This is a genomic window from Pseudooceanicola atlanticus, assembly GCF_000768315.1.
In the GTDB taxonomy this organism is placed as follows: domain Bacteria; phylum Pseudomonadota; class Alphaproteobacteria; order Rhodobacterales; family Rhodobacteraceae; genus Pseudooceanicola; species Pseudooceanicola atlanticus.
In genome coordinates, this window is the sequence record NZ_AQQX01000002.1 from 64,452 (window position 1) to 81,996 (window position 17,545).

Genomic DNA, 17,545 nt, shown 5'->3' on the forward strand with positions numbered 1-17,545 from the left:
GAGGAAGTTCTGCTGCCACGCTCAGACCCCGAAATGCAGGACGCAGATGAGGGTAAACAGGCGACGGGCCGTGTCGTGATCGACCTCGGCCTTGCCGTCCAGGCGTTCGATCAGGACGCGCGCGCCCTCGTCATGGATGCCACGGCGGGCCATGTCGATGGTTTCGATCTGCGCGGGCGGCAGGTCCTTCACGGCATCGAAATAGCTTTTGCAGATGGCAAAGTAATCCTTCACCACCTGGCGGAACGGCCCCAGCGACAGCAGGAATTGCGCGGCCGTGTCGCCGCTTTCCGTCTGGATGTCGAAGACAAGGCGCTTGTCCTGGATGGACAGGGCGATCTTGTAGGGGCCATCGGGCACAACCCGGTCGTCCCGCTTCGGCAGGGTAAAGCTGTTCTCTTCCAGCAGGTCGAACATCGCCACGCGACGTTCCTGTTCAATCTCCGGGGTGGGCGGCGGCAGATTGCGGTCGTCCAACTCGATTTGGGCAATATAGGACATCGGTCCGGTTCCCTCTGATCGGTTGCAGGTCTCCCTGCGCGCAATCTATGCTGCGCCGCAGCAAATTTCCACTTCAACCTGAAACTAAGTTAACATTTAGCGGATTGTCACCCGTTAATCTGTATCCTCGTTCAGGCGGTCCAGCCGGGCGCGGACGGAAAGCCCATGCGCCTGAAGGCTTTCCGAGGTCGCGAGCGTTTCCGCCGCCGGCCCGATAGCCGCCAGCGCGGCGGGCGACATCCGGGCCATCGTCGTGCGTTTGACGAAATCCATCACCGACAGGCCGGACGAGAACCGCGCCGACCGGGCCGTCGGCAGCACGTGGTTCGGGCCGCCCACATAGTCGCCGATCGCCTCGGGCGTCCAGGCGCCCAGGAAGATCGCCCCGGCATGGGTGCATTTCTCGGCCAGCGCCTCCGGATCGGCCACGCAGAGTTCAAGGTGCTCGGGGGCGATGCGGTTCGACAGGGCCGCGGCCTCGGCCAGGTCGTCCACCACGATCACCGCGCCGAAATCGCGCCATGACGCGCCGGCGATTGCACGGCGTTCCAGCGTTTGCAGCCGGGCCTCGACCGCGTCCGCCACGGCCTGGCCAAAGGCCGCATCATCAGTGATCAGCAACGATTGCGCGCTTTCGTCATGTTCCGCCTGGCTCAGCAGGTCCAGCGCGATCCAGTCGGGGTCGTTGTCGCGGTCGGCAATCACCAGGATCTCGGACGGGCCGGCGATCATGTCGATCCCCACCTTGCCGAAGACCCGGCGCTTGGCCGCGGCGACAAAGGCGTTGCCCGGCCCGGTGATCTTGTCGACCGGCGCGATCGTGCCGGTGCCATAGGCCAGCGCGGCAATCGCCTGCGCCCCGCCGATGCGATAGACCTCGTCGACACCGGAAAGTCGCGCGGCCAGCAGGACCAGCGGGTTCGCCACGCCATCGGGCGTCGGCACACAGATCGCCAGACGCTCCACCCCCGCCACCTTGGCCGGGATCGCATTCATCAGAACCGAGGACGGATAGGACGCCAGCCCGCCCGGAACGTACAGGCCAGCGGCAGACACCGGCGTCCAGCGCCAGCCCAGCGTCGCGCCTTCGGGGTCGGTCCAGCTGGCATCCTGCGGCATCTGGCGGGCGTGGTAGGCACGGATGCGTTCCGCCGCGGTAACCAGCGCCGCCCGGTCCGCATCGCCGACCTTTTCGCATTCGTCGTCGATCTCTTCGCGGGAAAAGGCCAGAGTTTCCGGGGAGAGGTCCATCCGGTCAAAGCGCGAGGTCAGTTCGATCACCGCCGCGTCGCCACGCGCCCGCACATCCGCGATGATCGCGGCGACGGTGTCGTCGACATCGGGGCTGTCCTCCCGCTTGGCGTTCAGCAGGGCGGTGAATCGGGCCTCGAAATCGGCGTCGCGACTGGACAGAAACTGCGGCATCGGCTTCTCCTTCCCGGCTTCCCTTACAGGGCGCTGCACGGGGCCTCAAGTGAGCGAATACAGATCGGGGCGATGCGCGATGACGCGCCCGGCAAGGCCCTGACGGTCAGTGATCGCGCCGGATCGTATCCTGGCCTTCGCCGCGTTCGAGGGCGTCGATCGCCTCTTCGATGTCCTCCGGGTCGGTCGAGGGCACGGCGTAGTTGCCTTTCAGCCAGCGGCCCAGGTCGACATCGGCGCAATGCTTCGAACAGAAGGGGCGGTATTTCGGGTCGGTATCCTTGGCGCAGATCGGGCAGCTGCTCATCGGATCATGTCCTCCGTCACAATCTCGGACAGGGGCTGGCGGGCGCGTTTGCGCTGCAATTCGTAATTGCCGAGCGGCGTCCAGCCGGCCAGCACCGTATCGGTTTCATCGGCGCGGAAGGCCGCGCGCAGGGTGGTTTCAAACCCCCGACGATCCTTTTTTGGCATCGGGGCCACGTCGAGGATGATCTGCCCGCCAAGCCCGCGCAACCGCAATTGCCGCGGCAGATCGCGCGCCGCGGCCATGTTCGCCTTGAGACCCGCGGCGAGCGAGGAATCGGTGCCGGTGTTGACGTCCACCGCGACGAAGGCGCGGGTCGGCTCAATCGCCATGGAGCCCTGGCCCAGCGACACCTCGGACCGCATCAGCGCCTCGATTTTCTCAATGACGCCATGGTCTTCGAAGCAGCCCGCGTTGTTTTCTACCTGCGCCGGGCCGGTCCATTCACGCCAGGCGGACGCATGGGGGCCGTCGCCTTCGAGAAGGGTTTCGACCTCGCCCTCGGCATCCGCCAGGACCTGCATGGCCAGATCGGCCATGGCCTGGATATCCTCGGCCACGGCCTCCGGGTCCGCGCCCTTGGCAGAGGACCGCACGATCAGCCCGCCGGCGGGGTCGGTCTGGGTGACCGGATGCCCCTCCAGCACGTCATGGGCGACCTCGAGCAGGGCGTCGCGTTCGTCATCGTCCTTGATCTGGCGCGAGACGTTCAGACCCGGCGCGCCGGGGGTGATGATCGCGTAGCGGCTCTTGAACAGGACCTTGGTCGTGACCGGGATCGCCTTGCCCGGTTCCGCATGGCCGGTGACCTGCACCAACAGCACCTGACCGGGGGACAAGCCCTTGACCTGGCGCAGGAATCCCGACCCGTCCGGTGTCTGCACGAACATGCCGCCCTGCCCTTTCACGGGGCGGTCGGCGCTGGCGCGGTAGATGGTGCCGGGGCGCGGGGCGTCGCTGTCGATCAGCAGATCCTCCAGCCGTCCATCGCGGATCAGGGCGGCCGATTCGGTATCGCCCAGGTGGTCGAGCAGGATGAGATCGCCTTTCATGAGGCCCTCCAGATTGGCCAGCCCGCCGCATCCAGCAGGGCGGCGGTTTCGGCCACGGGCAGGCCCATCACGGCGGAATAGCTGCCCTGGAGCCAGGGGATGAACGCCCCCGCCGGCCCCTGGATGCCATAGCCACCCGCCTTGCCCTGCCAGTCGCCCGTGGCAAGGTAGCCGTTCAGCTCGACATCCGAGAGGCGCTTCATCTTGACCTGGGTGACGACATCGCGTTCCCAGACCCGGTCGCCGCGACGGATCGCGACGGCTGTGATCACACGGTGCCTGCGGCCCGACATGGACCACAGGAACTGGGCCGCCTCACCGGCGTTTTCGGGCTTGCCCATGATGCGGCGACCAAGTGCGACGGTGGTGTCGGCACACAGCACGATATCGTCGCTATCCGCCTGAACTGCCTGCACTTTTTCACGCGTGACGCGGATGCAGTAATCGCGCGGAAGCTCGGCCTTGAGGGGCGTTTCGTCGATGTCTGGGGGGCGGATATCGTCTGGCACGACGCCAAGCGTCGCCAGCAATTCCAGACGGCGAGGGCTGCCGGATCCGAGGATCAGCTTCATCAGAACCCGCGCCGTCCGAGGCTTATTTAAAGCGGTAGTTGATCCGACCCTTGGTCAGATCATAGGGGGTCATTTCGACCTGCACCTTGTCGCCGGCCAGAACACGGATGCGGTTCTTGCGCATCTTGCCTGCCGTATGTGCGATAATCTCATGGCCGTTCTCGAGCTCGACCCGGAATGTCGCATTTGGCAGGAGTTCCTTCACGACGCCGGGGAATTCGAGAGTGTCTTCCTTGGCCATGTTGTCTCCATATCAGCGTTGCCCGCTTGACGCGCGGGTGCGCGTTAAATGGGCCTAAACGGGGTGGTTTTCAAGTCTCTAATGCGTGAGAGCGCATTTCATCCCAAGCCGGTGCAACACCCACCGAACGGGACGTCGGTATTGCGTCGGTATCACGTCGGTATCGCGTCGGTGCGAAACCGGACCCTAAGACGCGGCGAACCGGCGGGCACAGGCCGCCGGTCCGTTGGTGACCCGAACCGGGTCAGGCATGGGCATCGTCGGGTGCGCGGGGCAGCAGCGGCCGGATGACCCCCAGCAGGGCGTCGATATAGGTCAGCAGCACCGGCACCACGACAAGCGTCAGCAGCGAGGACGAGATCAGCCCGCCGATCACCGCGTGCGCCATGGGTGCGTTCTGGCCCGATCCGCCATGGATGTTCAGCGCCAGCGGCAGCATCCCGAAGATCATGGCGAGCGTCGTCATGACGATGGGACGGAACCGGGTGCCCCCGGCCTCGACCAGCGCGTCGAACAGGTTCATCCCCGCCTTGCGATGCTGGTTGGCATTGTCGACCAGAAGGATTGCGTTCTTCACCACCAGGCCCATCAGCATGATGAAGCCGATGATCGAGAACATGTTCAGGGTCGATCCGCCCACCAGCAGGCCCAGCATCACCCCGACCAGTGCCAGCGGCAGCGACGACATGATCGCGAAGGGCTGCACGAAGCTGCCGAATTGCGAGGCCAGCACGAGGTAGATGAAGACCACCGCCAGCAGCAGCGCCGCCGCGGCAGAGGCCCCGGATTCGGCGATCTGTTCGCTGTCACCACCAAAGCCGGTGCGATAGCCCGGCGGCAGGTCAAGCTCTGCCAGGGCCTCCTGGATGAGGGGCTGGGCAGTACGGATGTCGATCCCTTCCAGGCCCGAGGTCACCTGCACCGACCGTTCCCGGCCTTCGCGCGTGATCTCGCCCGCGCTGCGGGAGCTTTCGACGACGGCGATCTGGTCGAGCCGGACAAGCCCCGACCCGTCGGCATTGGCCGCCACGGGGAGCGAGCCCAGACGGCTGGCATCGTTGCGCACGTCCTCGGGCAGGCGCAGCACCACGTCGTAGCTGTCGCCATTGGGCGCGGTCCAGTCCGACACGGTTTCACCGGCGATCATCGGGGACAGGGCCTGCCCCACCTGGCTGATCGACACGCCGAGGTCCGAGGCCGCGTCGCGGTCGATCCGGATGCCGATGGTCGGCTGCGGATCGTCGAGGCTGGTGCGGACATCGGCAAAGCCGCCCTTGGAGGCGAGGTTGTCGGCCAGCTGACGCGACAGCCGGGTCAGCACGTCGAGGTCTTCGCCGAAGATCTTGATCTCGACCGGCGTGGCGACGCCCGACCCGAACGATCCCGGAGGACCGACGCGGAACCGCGCGCCCGGCACCGCCGACAGCGCGTCCCGGATCACCGGGGTCAGCGTGGTCGGGGTCAGCTCGCGTTCCGTCGGGTCGGTCATGCGCACGACGATGGCGGCGTTGTTCTCGCCGGAATTGGTGCCGGAATTGACAGTGGCATAAGTGCCCAGCACCTCGGGGAAGCCGCGCACGACCTCGTCGACCTGGGCGATCTTTTCGGCGGTGCGCTCGAGCGGGGTGCCGACCGGCATTTCGAGGTCGATCTGCATTTCGGAATTGTCCGCGGGCGGCACGAATTCCGCGCCCACCAGGGGGAACAGGCCCAGCCCGCCGACGAAGATCAGGAAGGCGGTGATCAGCGTCGTCTTGCGCCAGCGCAGCGTCACCTTGAGCAGCGCCCGGTAGCGCTGGCCCAGCCAGTCGAAGAAGCGTTCGAACTGGTGGATCAGCCGACCGATCGGCCCGCGTTTCACGTTCTGATCGGCGGCCGGGTCGTACCAGACCGAGGACATCATCGGGTCGAGCGTGAAGGACACGAAGAGCGAGATCAGAACCGCCACGGACACGGTGACGCCGAATTGCAGGAAGAACCGGCCCAGGATGCCTTCCATGAAGGCCACGGGCAGGAAGACCGCGACGATGGACAGCGTGGTGGCCAGCACGGCCAGCCCGATCTCGTTCGTGCCGTCCAGCGCGGCCTGGCGGTGATCCTTGCCCATATGCAGGTGCCGCATGATGTTTTCCCGCACAACGATGGCGTCGTCGATCAGGATGCCGACGGCCAGCGACAGGGCCATCATCGTCATCATGTTCAGGGTGAATCCCAGGAAGTAGATCGCCGCCATGGTCCCGATGATCGAGATCGGCAGCGTCAGCCCGGTGATCACGGTGGACCGCCAGGAGTTCAGGAACAGGAAGACGATGAAGGTCGCCAGCAGCGCGCCTTCGATCAGCATCGACTGCACGGTGTGGAAGCTGTTTTCGACCGGCACGGCATTGTCGCGGATGATCTCGAGGTCGATCCCGTCATAGAGCGGATCATGGCCCAGTTCTTCGATCTCTTCGCGGACGGCTTCGGCGACGGCAACGGTGTTGGCGCCCTGGGTCTTCACGATGTCCACGGCCAGCGCGACCTCGCCGTCGAGCATGGCAAGGCTGTCGCGTTCCGCCAGTTCGGTGCCGATCTGCGCGACGTCGCCCAGCCGGACCGGGTAGCCACCGCGCCGGGCGATGATGATCTCGTCGAAATCGGCCAGCGCCTCGATCCGGCCTTCGACCTGGACCGATTGCTTGGACGCGCCTTCGGTGACGGAGCCCGCGGGCAGGTCGGTGTTTTCGGCCGCCAGCGCTCCGGCGATTTCCGAGGCCCCGATGCCAAGCGCAGCCTGGCGGTCGGGGTCGATCTGGACATGCACCTCGCGCGGGACGCCGCCCACGACGGAGGCCCGGCCGACGCCGGGGATGTTCGACAGGCGGGTGGCCAGCTGATCTTCGGCCAGGGCGGTCAGGGTGCCGGGGCCGTAGCGGTCCGACGAGATCCCGACCGAGATGATGGGCAGTTCGGACGGATCGAAGCGCAGGATCTGCGGGTCATCGGCATTGTCCGGCAGTGTGCCCTGGATCTGCGCGATCCGGTCGCGCACGTCCTGCGCCGCGACCGAGCTGTCGACCTCGAGCTGGAACTGGATCAGCACCATGGAGGAACCGGTCTGCGCGGTCGAGGTGATGGTGTCGATGCCCGACAGGGTCGACACCCCGTCCTCGATCGGCTTGATGATATCGGCCTCGACCGCCTCGGGCGTGGCGCCCGGGTAGGAGGTGACGACGGCGACGACGGGGAAGTCGACCTCGGGCAGCTGTTCCACCGGCAGACGCTGGTAGGAGAACAGGCCGATCACGAAGATCGCCACCATCACCATGGTCGCAAAGACCGGCTGGTTGACGGAGATACGGGTCAGGAACATGGGTCAGTCTCCGATCACGGTGATCTTCATGTCCGGCTGCAACCGGTCCAGCGGCGCGGAAACGACCACGTCGCCCGGCGACAGCCCCTCGGCGATCTCGGCGATGCGATCGCGGTCCCAGGTGCGGGTCACCTCGACCGGCTGGCGGATCACGCGGTCACCATCCTGTTTCAGCACGAAGCTGCCCTCGTCATCCTCGCGCAGGGCATCGGCGGGGATGCCGATCGCGTCGGGCTTCTGTTCCAGCACAAGCGCGCCGGAGGCGAACATGCCGCCACGCAGCACACCATCGGGGTTGTCGATCGTGGCGTAGATCGGCAGCATCCGCGTGCCGCTGGCGGCGACAGGCGCGATGCGTTCCACGCTGCCTTCGAATTGCTGGCCGGCAAAGCCGTCGACGACAACCTCGACCGTCTGGCCTTCGCGGATCTGGGGGGCGTAGAGCACCGGCACCGCTCCTTCCAGTTCCAGCGAAGAGATATCGACCAGCGTCATCAGCGCCGTGCCGGGGCTGACATAGGCGCCCGGATCGACGTTGCGGTCCGAGATGTAGCCCGAGAACGGTGCGGTGATCGTGGCGTTTTCCAGCGAACGTTCGGCATTGGCGACCTGGTTTTCCAGCGCCGCGAGGTTGGCCTGAAGCTGCTGCACGTTGGCCGCGTCGGAATCCAGCGTCGACGATGTCGCGACGCCGCGATCCACCAGGCTCTGGGTGCGTTCGTACTTGGCCTCGGCGAATTCCAGCTGCGCACGCGTCGCATCGGCGGTGGAGCGTTGCTGTTCCAGCTGGTTGCGCAGGGTTTCGATGTCGATGCGCACCAGCACCTCGCCTTCCTCGGCGAATTGCCCGGCGCGTTTGGCGACCGCGTCGACCCGGCCCGAGACCTCGGCCGGGATGCCGAGATGCCGGTTCGGGGCCAGCGCGCCGGTCAGGCGCACGGTTTCGCGCAGCGTCGCGGCCTCGACCGTGGTCAGTTCCGAGGGCAGCAATTGCATCACCACCTCGCGGCCCTCTTCGGGCTGCGCGGCTTCCTCTGCCTCGGCCGGGGCGGCGTCTTCGTCCGACGGCTCCTGAAGGGCGGCAACCTGGTCGGTCGGGATCAGGCCATTCTGGCTGGCCCAGATACCACCGGCGACGAGCGCGGCGAGGACCAGCACGACCCAGGGCCAGACACGGCGGGGCGGCTTGCCGCCCGAGGCCTTGGCGCGGATCGCCTTGCGTTCACGGCGGGTCAGCGCCCATTCGGGTTTTGGCGGTGCGGTGTCTTTATCCGACATGAGGAGGGGTCTCTTTCTCGTGCTGGTCCGTGGTGGCGAGGGTCTGGGCCCAGCTGTCCAGGAAGTCTGCGGAGCGGAGGTAGAACTCGGCAAAACCTGCGACACGTGCGCCTTCGCCACTGTCATCTTCGGGGAAATCTGCGGCTATGGATTTGACGGTATCGGCATTGCGACGGAAGCGGTCGGCCAGGGTGGCCAGCACCTGCTGATGCGGGTTCTCGACCACGGCCCAGTGATCCTGTCGCGACCCGCGCATCGCCTCGCGCCGGGCCATGCCACGGATTTCGAGCAGCCGGACATTGGTCGAGACCGAGGCCTTGGACACGTCAAGCCGTTCCGCGATCTCGGTCAGGCTGAGCGGTTCGTTGGCCAGCACGAGGCAGCCGAGGATCTGGCCCGAGATACGGGGCGACCCTTCGGTCTGGGAGATCAGGCCGAGCGTTTCGATAAAGCGATCCTGGGGGGAGACTGGCATGGGGCTACTCCGTCGTTCGTATCGTTCAATATGTACTGAACGATATTTATGCAAGGGGCGGCTGGCGCGTGACGCTACGTCCGGGGCTGTCTGTACCGCCCTGCTTCGGTCGGGAGGGACGCGCCCGACCCTGGGTGGGCGGATGGATGCCGTTGATCTAGGCTGTACCCAGAAGCATCCATGTCGGGTTGCTTTGGATGACATCGCCGTGCGCCCTCCCGGGGGGAGGGTCGGGCGCGGCCCGGGCTTGCAGCCCGTGCCGTGGGGAGGGCTTTGTCTGTCACGGGGAGGGGTTTCCGCTGGTCCGGTCGCAGACCGGCAAAGGCTCCGGCGGAGCGTTTGAAGCGGAAACGGGCGGAGCCCCGGTGGGCGCGGCGAGGGGTATAAGCCCGAACCAGTTGAGCTCTCAAAAGACGAAAAAAGATCCGGGCGGGTGAAGCGCCCCCGGATCAGGCCAGCGTGACGGTCTCGATCCGGGCGGCGGTTTGGGCGGGCCAGTCGGCCAGAGTTCGGACGCCGCCGGCGTGGCGGACGTTGTCCAGCAGGGTCATGTCGAGATCGGCATAGGTCCAGCCGGGGCGGTCCAGAGCGCCGACCGCGACGATGCCGGTTTCGGGCAGGCCCTTGTCCGGCGGGCAGAAGATGCCCCCTGCCCCGTGGTTCTGTTCGACCGCCTCGATCGGGTAGGCGCCGGTGGTGGAGGACATGGCGGTGAAGCACTGCCCCTCGAGCGCGCGGGCCATGGAGCCGATGCGGACACGGTGATAGCCCGCCACCGTTTCGGTGCAGGAGGGCACGAGGATCAGCCGCACATCCTGTTCCACCAGCATCCGGCCCAGCAGGGGGAATTCGCTGTCATAGCAGATCAGCACGCCGATCTTGCCAAGCGCGGTGTCGAAAACATGGACCGGGCCATTGCCCTGAACCTGCCAGGGGGTGACCTCCCACGGGGTCATCATCTGCTTGTCCTGCAGGGCCCGCCCACCGGTCGGCGACAGGAAGGCCGCGCGGTTGACCAGGCGGTCCCCGTCCATCGCCGGACCCGAGGGGGCGAGGATATGCACGCCATGCGCCTGCGCGAGGCCCGACAGGATGTCATTGGCGCGCGGCAACAGCTCGACCACGGCGCCGGTCGCGGCGCCCAGATCGTCGGGGGCGATGCCCCCGAGCGAGGCAAGCTCCATCGCGCCGTATTCGGGAAAGAGCAGCAGATCGGCGCCAGCGCCGGCGGCCTCGGCGACCCATTCGGTCATCTTGGCCTCGTAGCCCTCCCAGTTGGCGAACCAGTCGAGCGGATAGGTGGCGGCGGCGATTTTCATCTGGGGCCTCGGGCGATCAGGGGTGGCAGGTCAGGTTTCGGGCTTGGACGTGTCCAGCGCATGATCGCGGAAGAGTCGCGACTGCGCCATGAAGAAAATGAACAGCGCAGCGGTCAGGCCGAAGGTCTTGAAATAGACCCAGATCTCGGTCGACTGGGTGCGCCAGATCACCTCGTTCGCCAGCGCCAGCGCAAAGAAAAAGGCACAGAGCCGGCGGGTCAGCTTCATCCAGCCCTCGTGATCGAGCGGCATCATCCCCTCCATCACGTGTTTCAGCCAGCTTTGGCCGCGCAGCAGGCCGATGCCCAGCAGGCCCCCGAAGATCAGGTAGATCAGCGTCGGCTTCATCTTGAAGAACCGGTCGTCGTTCAGCCAGACGGACAGGCCGCCGAAGACAGTGACCAGCACGGCGGTGACGATCTGCATCTTGGACAGATGGCCGGTCAGCCGCCACAGCAGCAGGGTCGAGAGCAGGATCACGGGGATGAAGCCTGCGGTGACGAGGATGAAGCCCTCGTATTCGCTGCCGCCGATGGTGAAGACGCGGTCCTTGAGCCAGAGATAGGCCACGAAGAACAGCACGATGGGCCCCAGTTCGAGGCCGGATTTCAGCAGCGGATTGATCTTGCGGGTGTCGGTCATGATATCTCCTGTCAGCCGCCAAGTTCCACGATCACGGCGCCGACCGCAATAAGCGTCATCAGGGCAATCCGGCGCGGCCCCACGGTTTCACGCAGCACCAGCCAGCCGATCAACGCGGCAAAGACGGTGGAGGTTTCGCGCAGCACCGCCGCCTCGCCGACCTTGTCGAGCCGCGTGGCCAACATCACCGCCCCGAAGGACCCGAAGGCGATGATCGACCCGGCCAGGCCGATCCCCAGCAGGCGGCGCGGATCAGGCCGCTGGGTCGCGGTCATGCTGCGCCAGCGCAGCGCAGCGATCACCGGGAAATCCACCGAGGCGATGACGAAGAACCACGCGAGGAAGGTGAACGGGTCGGGCGTGGCCCGGATCGCATAGGCGTCGTAGGTCGTATAGAGCGCGACCATCGCCCCGGTGCCCACGGCAAACCACAGCGCCGGGACCAGCGTGTCGCGGGCCACCTGGATGGTGCGCAGGTTGTAGATCGCCAGGCCGAAGATCCCCGACAGCAGCACCGCGACGCCCAGCCATTGCATCGGCGCGAAGGTTTCGCCGAAGACGATCCAGGCGCCGATCACGGTAAAGACCGGCCCCATGCCGCGCACCACCGGGTAGACCACGGTGAAGGCACCGCGCGAATAGGCCAATGCCATGCCCAGCTTGTAGACGAAGTGGATGGGCAGTGCGCCCAGGATCAGCAGCCATTCCGTGCCCTGCGGCCAGGGCACCAGGAACAGCGCCATGGGCAGCGCGAGCAGCACCTGCCAGCCGTCGATGGCGCCGCGCGACAGCCAGGGGTCGATCCGCCCCTTCTGCAACGATCCGAAGACCGCATGCAGGAAGGCCGCCATCAGCGCGAGGACCAGCGCGGCCTGGTGGCCGGCCTCTGTCCCCTCGATGGAGGTGATCCACTCGCTCATGCCGGGAATGCCCCGGGGCGACGGCTGAAACGACCCTGCGCCATGGCGAACCGGCGCGGGACGGGCGGATGCATCATCTGTCGGCCCCGGTCAGGGCGCGGGCGAAATCCTCGGGGTCGAAGGGGGCGAGGTCGTCGATCTGTTCGCCCACCCCGATGGCGTGGATCGGCAGGCCGAACTTGTCGGCCAGCGCGACCAGCACGCCGCCCTTGGCAGTGCCGTCGAGCTTGGTCATCACGAGGCCGGTGACATTGGCCATCTTCTGGAACGTGTCGACCTGGCTGAGCGCGTTCTGCCCCGTCGTCGCATCCAGCACCAGCAGGGTATTGTGCGGCGCGGTGTCGTCCTTCTTGCGGATGACGCGGACGATCTTGGCCAGCTCCTCCATCAGGTCGGCGCGGTTCTGCAACCGGCCCGCCGTGTCGATGAGCAGCAGGTCGGCGCCCTCGGCCTCGGCCTTGGTCATGGCGTCGTAGGCCAGCGCGGCGGGGTCGGACCCCTCGGCCGCCTTCAGCACGGGAACGCCGGCACGCTGACCCCAGACCTCGAGCTGTTCGACGGCGGCGGCGCGGAAGGTGTCACCCGCGGCGATGATGACCGACTTGCCGGCAGAGCGGAACTGCGAGGCGAGCTTGCCGATGGTCGTGGTCTTGCCTGACCCGTTGACGCCGACGACCAGCACGACCTGCGGCTTCTTGGGAAACAGCGGCAGCGGCTTGGCCACCGGGTCCATGATCCGGGTGACTTCCTGCGCCAGAAGGCCCTTGATCTCGTCGGTGGACAGGCGGCGGCCCATCCGCCCCTCGGCCATGTTGGAGGCGACGCGCAAAGCGGTATCGACGCCCATATCCGAGGCGATCAGCAATTCCTCGAGCTGTTCGAGCATGTCGTCGTCCAGCACCCGGCGCACGACCGGTTTCGACGCCGCACCGCCACCGCCGCGTCCGAACAGACGCGACATCAGCCCGCCGCCCTCTTTTGGGGCATCTTCGGGCGGGGTTTCGTCGGGGGGCATCGGGATCGGCTGCGGCTCCCGCGTCGGTTCGGGATCGGGGGCAGGCGTCGGGATCATGTCGGGCGCGGGCGGCGGCACCTCTCCGGGGCCCGGGGCGGGCAACTCCGGGGTGGCCGGTTCCGGGTCGGGTTCGACATCCGGCAGATCGGGCTGCGGATCCTCGGTCGGCGTGGGGACCGGGGTTTCGTCCGGCGCGGGCGGATCGGCCGGTTCCGAAGGCGGGGTTTCCCGGGGCTGGTCGCCGGGAATGCCGGGCGGGGCCTGATCGGGCCGGTCAGGACTGTCGGGGCTTTCCGGGCTGTCGGGTTCGGCTTCGCCGCCATCTTCGACGATGGCATCCAGCCCCTCTTCCAGCTTGGACGAGGATTTGAACAACCGATCCTTGAGTTTGGAGAAAAAGGCCATGTCCGCTCCGGCTCTTGTGACCCCTATCACCTAATCCCTTGCATGGCCGAGGGAAAGGGGGGACCTCCCGTCGCCTCTCCGGTGGGGGCCGGGCCGGCAGAAGGCAATGGACGCGGATCGGACCAAGGGGTCGGGACGGGCAGAGTATTTTACCTGAAACTCACCCATCGGCTGTATCGTGTCTTTGCAGGGTTTCTCGCTAAGGTTGCGCGGACCCCTTATAAACAAGAGTTTGCCGCTCATTTGCCCTATCCATGCCGACATAGCATCGTGTAAATAGGACGTAACGAGCGCAATTAACGCCGACACGAGGTAGAGCTGAGAATGCTAGGGTTTGTCATCGCAACTCTGTTGCCTGTTCCTTTGTTGATCCTGTCATCGGCACTGGGGGGCTATTGGGCGTGGATCGCGCTGATCTACCTGACCGTCTTCACGGCATTGCTGGACCACATCCTTCCGCGCAGCTGGCGCAACCTTGATGCGGCGCAGGAATTCAAGACCGGCCACGGCCTGTCCATCGCGCTTGGCGTGATCCACCTGTTCCTCGCGGTGATCGCGATCCGCTATCTTGGCGGCACCGGCTGCGCCGAAGGCTGGGACGTGCTGCCCGCGATCCTGGCCCATGGCACCTATTTCGGCCAGGTTTCGCACCCCAATGCGCATGAGCTGATCCACCGCACGGGGCGGGAATCGCGGCAGCTGGGCAAGATCGTCTACACTTCGATGATGTTCGGCCACCACGCGTCGTCGCATCCCAAGATCCACCACGTCTACGTGGCAAGCGTCTATGACCCCAATACCGCGCAGCTGGGCGAAGGGTTCTACCGCTTCTTCCTGCGCGCCTGGATCGGGTCGTTCCGCGAAGGCATGCGGATCGAGACCCACGACCTGCGCCGGTCCGGGCGCGGAATGCTGGCCCATCCATACCTGGGCTACGTGCTGGGCGCGCTCGGCATGGTCGTGCTGTCGCTGCTGCTGGCCGGTCTGCCGGGGCTGGGCGTGCTGCTGGGCATGATGGGACTGGCGCAGGTGCAGATCCTGCTGTCGGATTACGTGCAGCATTACGGGCTGGAACGCGGCGAGAAGGAAAACGGCAAGCTGGAGCCTGTCGGCCCGCAGCACAGCTGGAACGCGCCGCATGCGGTGACAGCGGCGATGATGCTGAACGCGCCGCGCCATTCGGATCACCACATGCATCCTGGGCGCATCTATCCGGGCCTGCAGATCGAGCAGGACAAGATGCCGATGCTGCCGCGGTCCCTGCCGGTCATGGCGACGGTGGCGCTGTTCCCGCGCCGCTGGCGCCGGGTGATGGATCCCCGCGTCCTGCCCTGGCAGCGCTATTTCTGAGCATTTCGCCGGGCCCACCCGCCCGGCAGAGGCAAGCCATCGCTGATCGCCCCGCCGTCACCGCTTTGTCAGTGGCCCCTGCCCTGCGGGTCTGGCAAGTTGCGGGCATGATTCAGATATTTCGCACCCTGCCCGCGCTGGCCCTGGCGGCGCTGACCGCCCTTCCGGCCCTGGCCGAAACGCCGATGACCGCCGAGGAATTCGACGCCTATTCCCGTGGCAAGACCTTCTATTACGGCTCCATGGGGCAGGCCTACGGGGTGGAGCAGTATTTCGACAATCGCCGCGTGCGCTGGTCCTTCCTGGACGGGCAATGCGCCGACGGGTTCTGGTACGAACAGAACGGCATGATCTGTTTCGAATACGAATCCTCGATCGATCCCGGCCCGCAATGCTGGACCTTCTACGACAGCCCTGGCGGGCTGGTCGCGCAGTTTCAGGGCGATCCGGACCAGACGACGCTCTACGAGGTCGATCAGGCGGACGAGCCGATGACCTGCCTCGGCCCGGAGGTTGGGGTCTGAACCCCGGCTGATCCGCGCCTTTCAGCGCATTCCTTGAGATTTCAGAACAGGCTGCCCTGCTCGGGCGGGGTGTCCTTGGGCGCTTTCGCCTTGGATTTCTTCGGCTTGGGCGCGGCTTTCGGATTGTCCTTGGGCGCGGCGGCCGGTTCGGGCGCGGTGGTCCCCATGGAGGGAGCGCCCAGCACGCCATCGGCGAATTCGATGGCCAGCGCGTCGGCCTTTTCGGCCTCGGCGCGGCGGGTCATCACCCGGCCCTCGCCATCCCGCACCACGGCATAGCCGCGCGCCAGCGTCTGGCGGTAGCCCAGGGTTTCGCGCAGCCGGTCCAGCGCCTCGAGACGGTCGCGGCGGGCGGTCAGCCCGCGCTCCGCGACCTCGGCAAAGCGCGTTGAAAGACGCTCGAACGCCTCTGCCCGGCGGTCCAGCTCGCGCCGCAGCGGCGCCGGTTGCAAGCGTCCGCCCCAGTTTTCCAGGGCGCGGCGATGCTGGGTCGTGTTGCGGATCAGCGCGGTCGGCAGGCGGTCGGCCCGGTCGGACAGGCGCCCCCTCTCCTGCCCGATGCGGGCGCGCAGGGTGGCGGGGCGCAGCGAACCGCCAGCCTCGGACAGGGCGACGCGACGGCGGCCGACGCCCCGGATCAGCGCATTGGGCAGCCGGTCCGACCAGGTGTCCAGCCGCTGGCGCGCGCCCTCGGTCAGGGTTGCGGGGCGCGGCAGGGCGCGGGCCAGGTCGGTCAGGCGCTGCCGGCGCGAGGTCAGCGCATAGGCCTGCCCCCGGATCAGCCGGGCCTGCATGTCCGCAGCCCAGGCCAGCAGTTCGGACCGGACCGGCACGGCCAGTTCCGCCGCCGCCGTGGGCGTGGGCGCGCGACGGTCCGAGACGAAGTCGATCAGCGTGGTGTCGGTTTCGTGGCCCACGGCCGAGACAAGCGGAATGTCACTGGCCGCCGCGGCGCGGGCGACGATTTCCTCGTTGAAGCCCCAGAGGTCCTCGATCGAGCCGCCGCCCCGCGCCACGATCAGCAGGTCGGGCCGTGGCACCTTGCCGCCCGGCGCGATGCGGTTGAAGCCTTCGATGGCCTTGGCCACCTGCGGCGCGCATTGCTGGCCCTGCACGGCGACGGGCCAGATCAGCACATGGGTCGGAAACCGGTCGCGCAGCCGGTGCAGGATGTCCCGGATCACCGCGCCCGAGGGCGAAGTGACCACCCCGATCACCCGGGGCAGGTAGGGCAGCGGGCGCTTGAGTTCGGGGGCGAACAGTCCCTCGGCCTGCAGCATCTTCTTGCGCTTTTCCAGCAGCGCCATCAGCGCGCCGGCCCCCGCGGGTTCGACATTCTCAACGATCAGCTGGTATTTCGACTGGCCCGGGAAGGTGGTCATGCGGCCGGTGGCGATGACCTCCATCCCTTCCTCGGGCTGGACCTGCATCCGCGCGACCTGGCCCTTCCAGCTGACCGCCGCCAGAACCGAGCGGTCGTCCTTCAGGTCGAAATAGAGATGCCCAGACCGGGGCCGCGCGACCCTGCCGACCTCGGCCCGGACCCGGATATGGCCGAACTCGCCCTCGATGGTGCGTTTGACCGCGCCCGACAGCTCCGAGACGGTGAATTCATGTGCATTGCCGCCGGGGCCGGCGGGCTCGTCCTCGAACATGTCCATCTGGGTCTCCGGTCTGCTTCGGGGGCAGTCTAGGGGTTGGGCGGAGGAGAGGCCAGAGGGGGCGGTCCGTCCCCAAACCGTGCGAGCGCCGTCCCGCGGGGTGGCGCCCTGACCGGTCCGCTGGTCTGCTTTTATGGTGCAATCTGCATCTTCGCAGTGGGCTAGGCGGTGCCTGCACCATAGCGCCGCCCCGTGGGGGCGGGACGGCGCTTGCACGGCGCCTACGGCTTGATTCCGTGCAGGGACTGAAGAGGAACCGTTCATCACGACGCCTTCAGACAATAGGTTGGCGCTATTGGCTGGGGACTTTCTAAGCCCAAGCCGGGGGAGCGCCGCCCTGTGGGGGCGGCATCGTCCATTGTCCTCGGACCGATGGCGGACAATGAACGATCGCTCGCACGGGGCCTTCGGCTTGATTCCGGGCGGGGCACCGAGCATTTGCCCCGCCCGCCCCCAAACCATTGCCAAAGCCCCCGACCGCCCCTAGAAACCGGCCAAGCAGAGCA

At 66.8% G+C, this 17,545-nt stretch carries 16 protein-coding genes; 2 read left to right on the forward strand and 14 right to left on the reverse strand.

Annotation, left to right across the window (positions count from 1 at the left end):
- Nucleotides 1-21 precede the first annotated feature (21 nt).
- From ATO9_RS04460 to ftsY, 13 genes are all read right to left on the reverse strand, one after another.
- Nucleotides 22-501, reverse strand: a complete 480-nt coding sequence (locus tag ATO9_RS04460) for a UPF0262 family protein (RefSeq protein WP_043745877.1) — start codon at nt 499-501, stop codon at nt 22-24.
- 114 nt (nt 502-615) lie between these two features.
- Nucleotides 616-1,926 (reverse strand): histidinol dehydrogenase, encoded by a 1,311-nt coding sequence (hisD, locus tag ATO9_RS04465; protein ID WP_043745880.1) that lies wholly within the window; start codon nt 1,924-1,926, stop codon nt 616-618.
- Between the two features lie 106 nt (nt 1,927-2,032).
- The gene (locus ATO9_RS04470; RefSeq protein ID WP_043745883.1) at nt 2,033-2,233 is read right to left on the reverse strand and encodes a DNA gyrase inhibitor YacG; all 201 of its coding nucleotides are present in this window, start codon (nt 2,231-2,233) and stop codon (nt 2,033-2,035) included.
- Complete coding sequence (locus tag ATO9_RS04475; RefSeq protein ID WP_043745886.1) at nt 2,230-3,285, reverse strand: ribonuclease E/G; 1,056 nt, start codon at nt 3,283-3,285, stop codon at nt 2,230-2,232. The genes ATO9_RS04470 and ATO9_RS04475 overlap by 4 nt, the downstream gene beginning before the upstream one ends.
- A complete protein-coding gene (locus ATO9_RS04480; protein ID WP_043745889.1) occupies nt 3,282-3,857 on the reverse strand; it encodes a Maf family protein in 576 nt (191 codons plus the stop codon). The genes ATO9_RS04475 and ATO9_RS04480 overlap by 4 nt, the downstream gene beginning before the upstream one ends.
- Nucleotides 3,858-3,879: 22 nt before the next feature.
- Nucleotides 3,880-4,098 carry a translation initiation factor IF-1 gene (gene infA / locus ATO9_RS04485; RefSeq protein ID WP_005978431.1) on the reverse strand — a complete coding sequence of 73 codons (219 nt, stop codon included), beginning with the start codon at nt 4,096-4,098 and terminating at the stop codon, nt 3,880-3,882.
- Between the two features lie 244 nt (nt 4,099-4,342).
- Nucleotides 4,343-7,450, reverse strand: a complete 3,108-nt coding sequence (locus ATO9_RS04490) for an efflux RND transporter permease subunit (RefSeq protein WP_043745894.1) — start codon at nt 7,448-7,450, stop codon at nt 4,343-4,345.
- Between the two features lie 3 nt (nt 7,451-7,453).
- Nucleotides 7,454-8,728, reverse strand: a complete 1,275-nt coding sequence (locus ATO9_RS04495; protein ID WP_043745897.1) for an efflux RND transporter periplasmic adaptor subunit — start codon at nt 8,726-8,728, stop codon at nt 7,454-7,456.
- Nucleotides 8,718-9,203: a GbsR/MarR family transcriptional regulator gene (locus ATO9_RS04500; protein ID WP_043745900.1), complete on the reverse strand. Its 486-nt coding sequence runs from the start codon at nt 9,201-9,203 to the stop codon at nt 8,718-8,720. The genes ATO9_RS04495 and ATO9_RS04500 overlap by 11 nt, the downstream gene beginning before the upstream one ends.
- Before the next feature lie 449 nt (nt 9,204-9,652).
- Entirely contained in the window at nt 9,653-10,522 is an 870-nt protein-coding gene (locus ATO9_RS04505) for a carbon-nitrogen hydrolase family protein (protein WP_043745903.1), read from the reverse strand.
- A gap of 30 nt (nt 10,523-10,552) precedes the next feature.
- Nucleotides 10,553-11,164, reverse strand: coding sequence for an inner membrane-spanning protein YciB (locus ATO9_RS04510; RefSeq protein WP_043745906.1), 612 nt, complete (start codon nt 11,162-11,164; stop codon nt 10,553-10,555).
- Between the two features lie 11 nt (nt 11,165-11,175).
- Nucleotides 11,176-12,084 (reverse strand): DMT family transporter, encoded by a 909-nt coding sequence (locus ATO9_RS04515; RefSeq protein WP_043745910.1) that lies wholly within the window; start codon nt 12,082-12,084, stop codon nt 11,176-11,178.
- Between the two features lie 73 nt (nt 12,085-12,157).
- Nucleotides 12,158-13,504 carry a signal recognition particle-docking protein FtsY gene (gene ftsY, locus ATO9_RS04520; RefSeq protein WP_043745913.1) on the reverse strand — a complete coding sequence of 449 codons (1,347 nt, stop codon included), beginning with the start codon at nt 13,502-13,504 and terminating at the stop codon, nt 12,158-12,160.
- A gap of 324 nt (nt 13,505-13,828) precedes the next feature.
- Here ftsY and ATO9_RS04525 point away from each other — a divergent pair, with 324 nt between their 5' ends.
- Entirely contained in the window at nt 13,829-14,854 is a 1,026-nt protein-coding gene (locus tag ATO9_RS04525; RefSeq protein WP_043745916.1) for an alkane 1-monooxygenase, read from the forward strand.
- A 107-nt stretch (nt 14,855-14,961) separates the two neighbouring features.
- On the forward strand, nt 14,962-15,378 hold the full coding sequence (locus ATO9_RS04530) for a hypothetical protein (RefSeq protein WP_043745919.1): 417 nt from the start codon (nt 14,962-14,964) through the stop codon (nt 15,376-15,378).
- A gap of 41 nt (nt 15,379-15,419) precedes the next feature.
- On the opposite strand, the gene xseA is transcribed toward ATO9_RS04530, so the two are convergent.
- Nucleotides 15,420-17,039 (reverse strand): exodeoxyribonuclease VII large subunit, encoded by a 1,620-nt coding sequence (gene xseA / locus ATO9_RS04535; protein WP_043745922.1) that lies wholly within the window; start codon nt 17,037-17,039, stop codon nt 15,420-15,422.
- Nucleotides 17,040-17,545 lie beyond the last annotated feature (506 nt).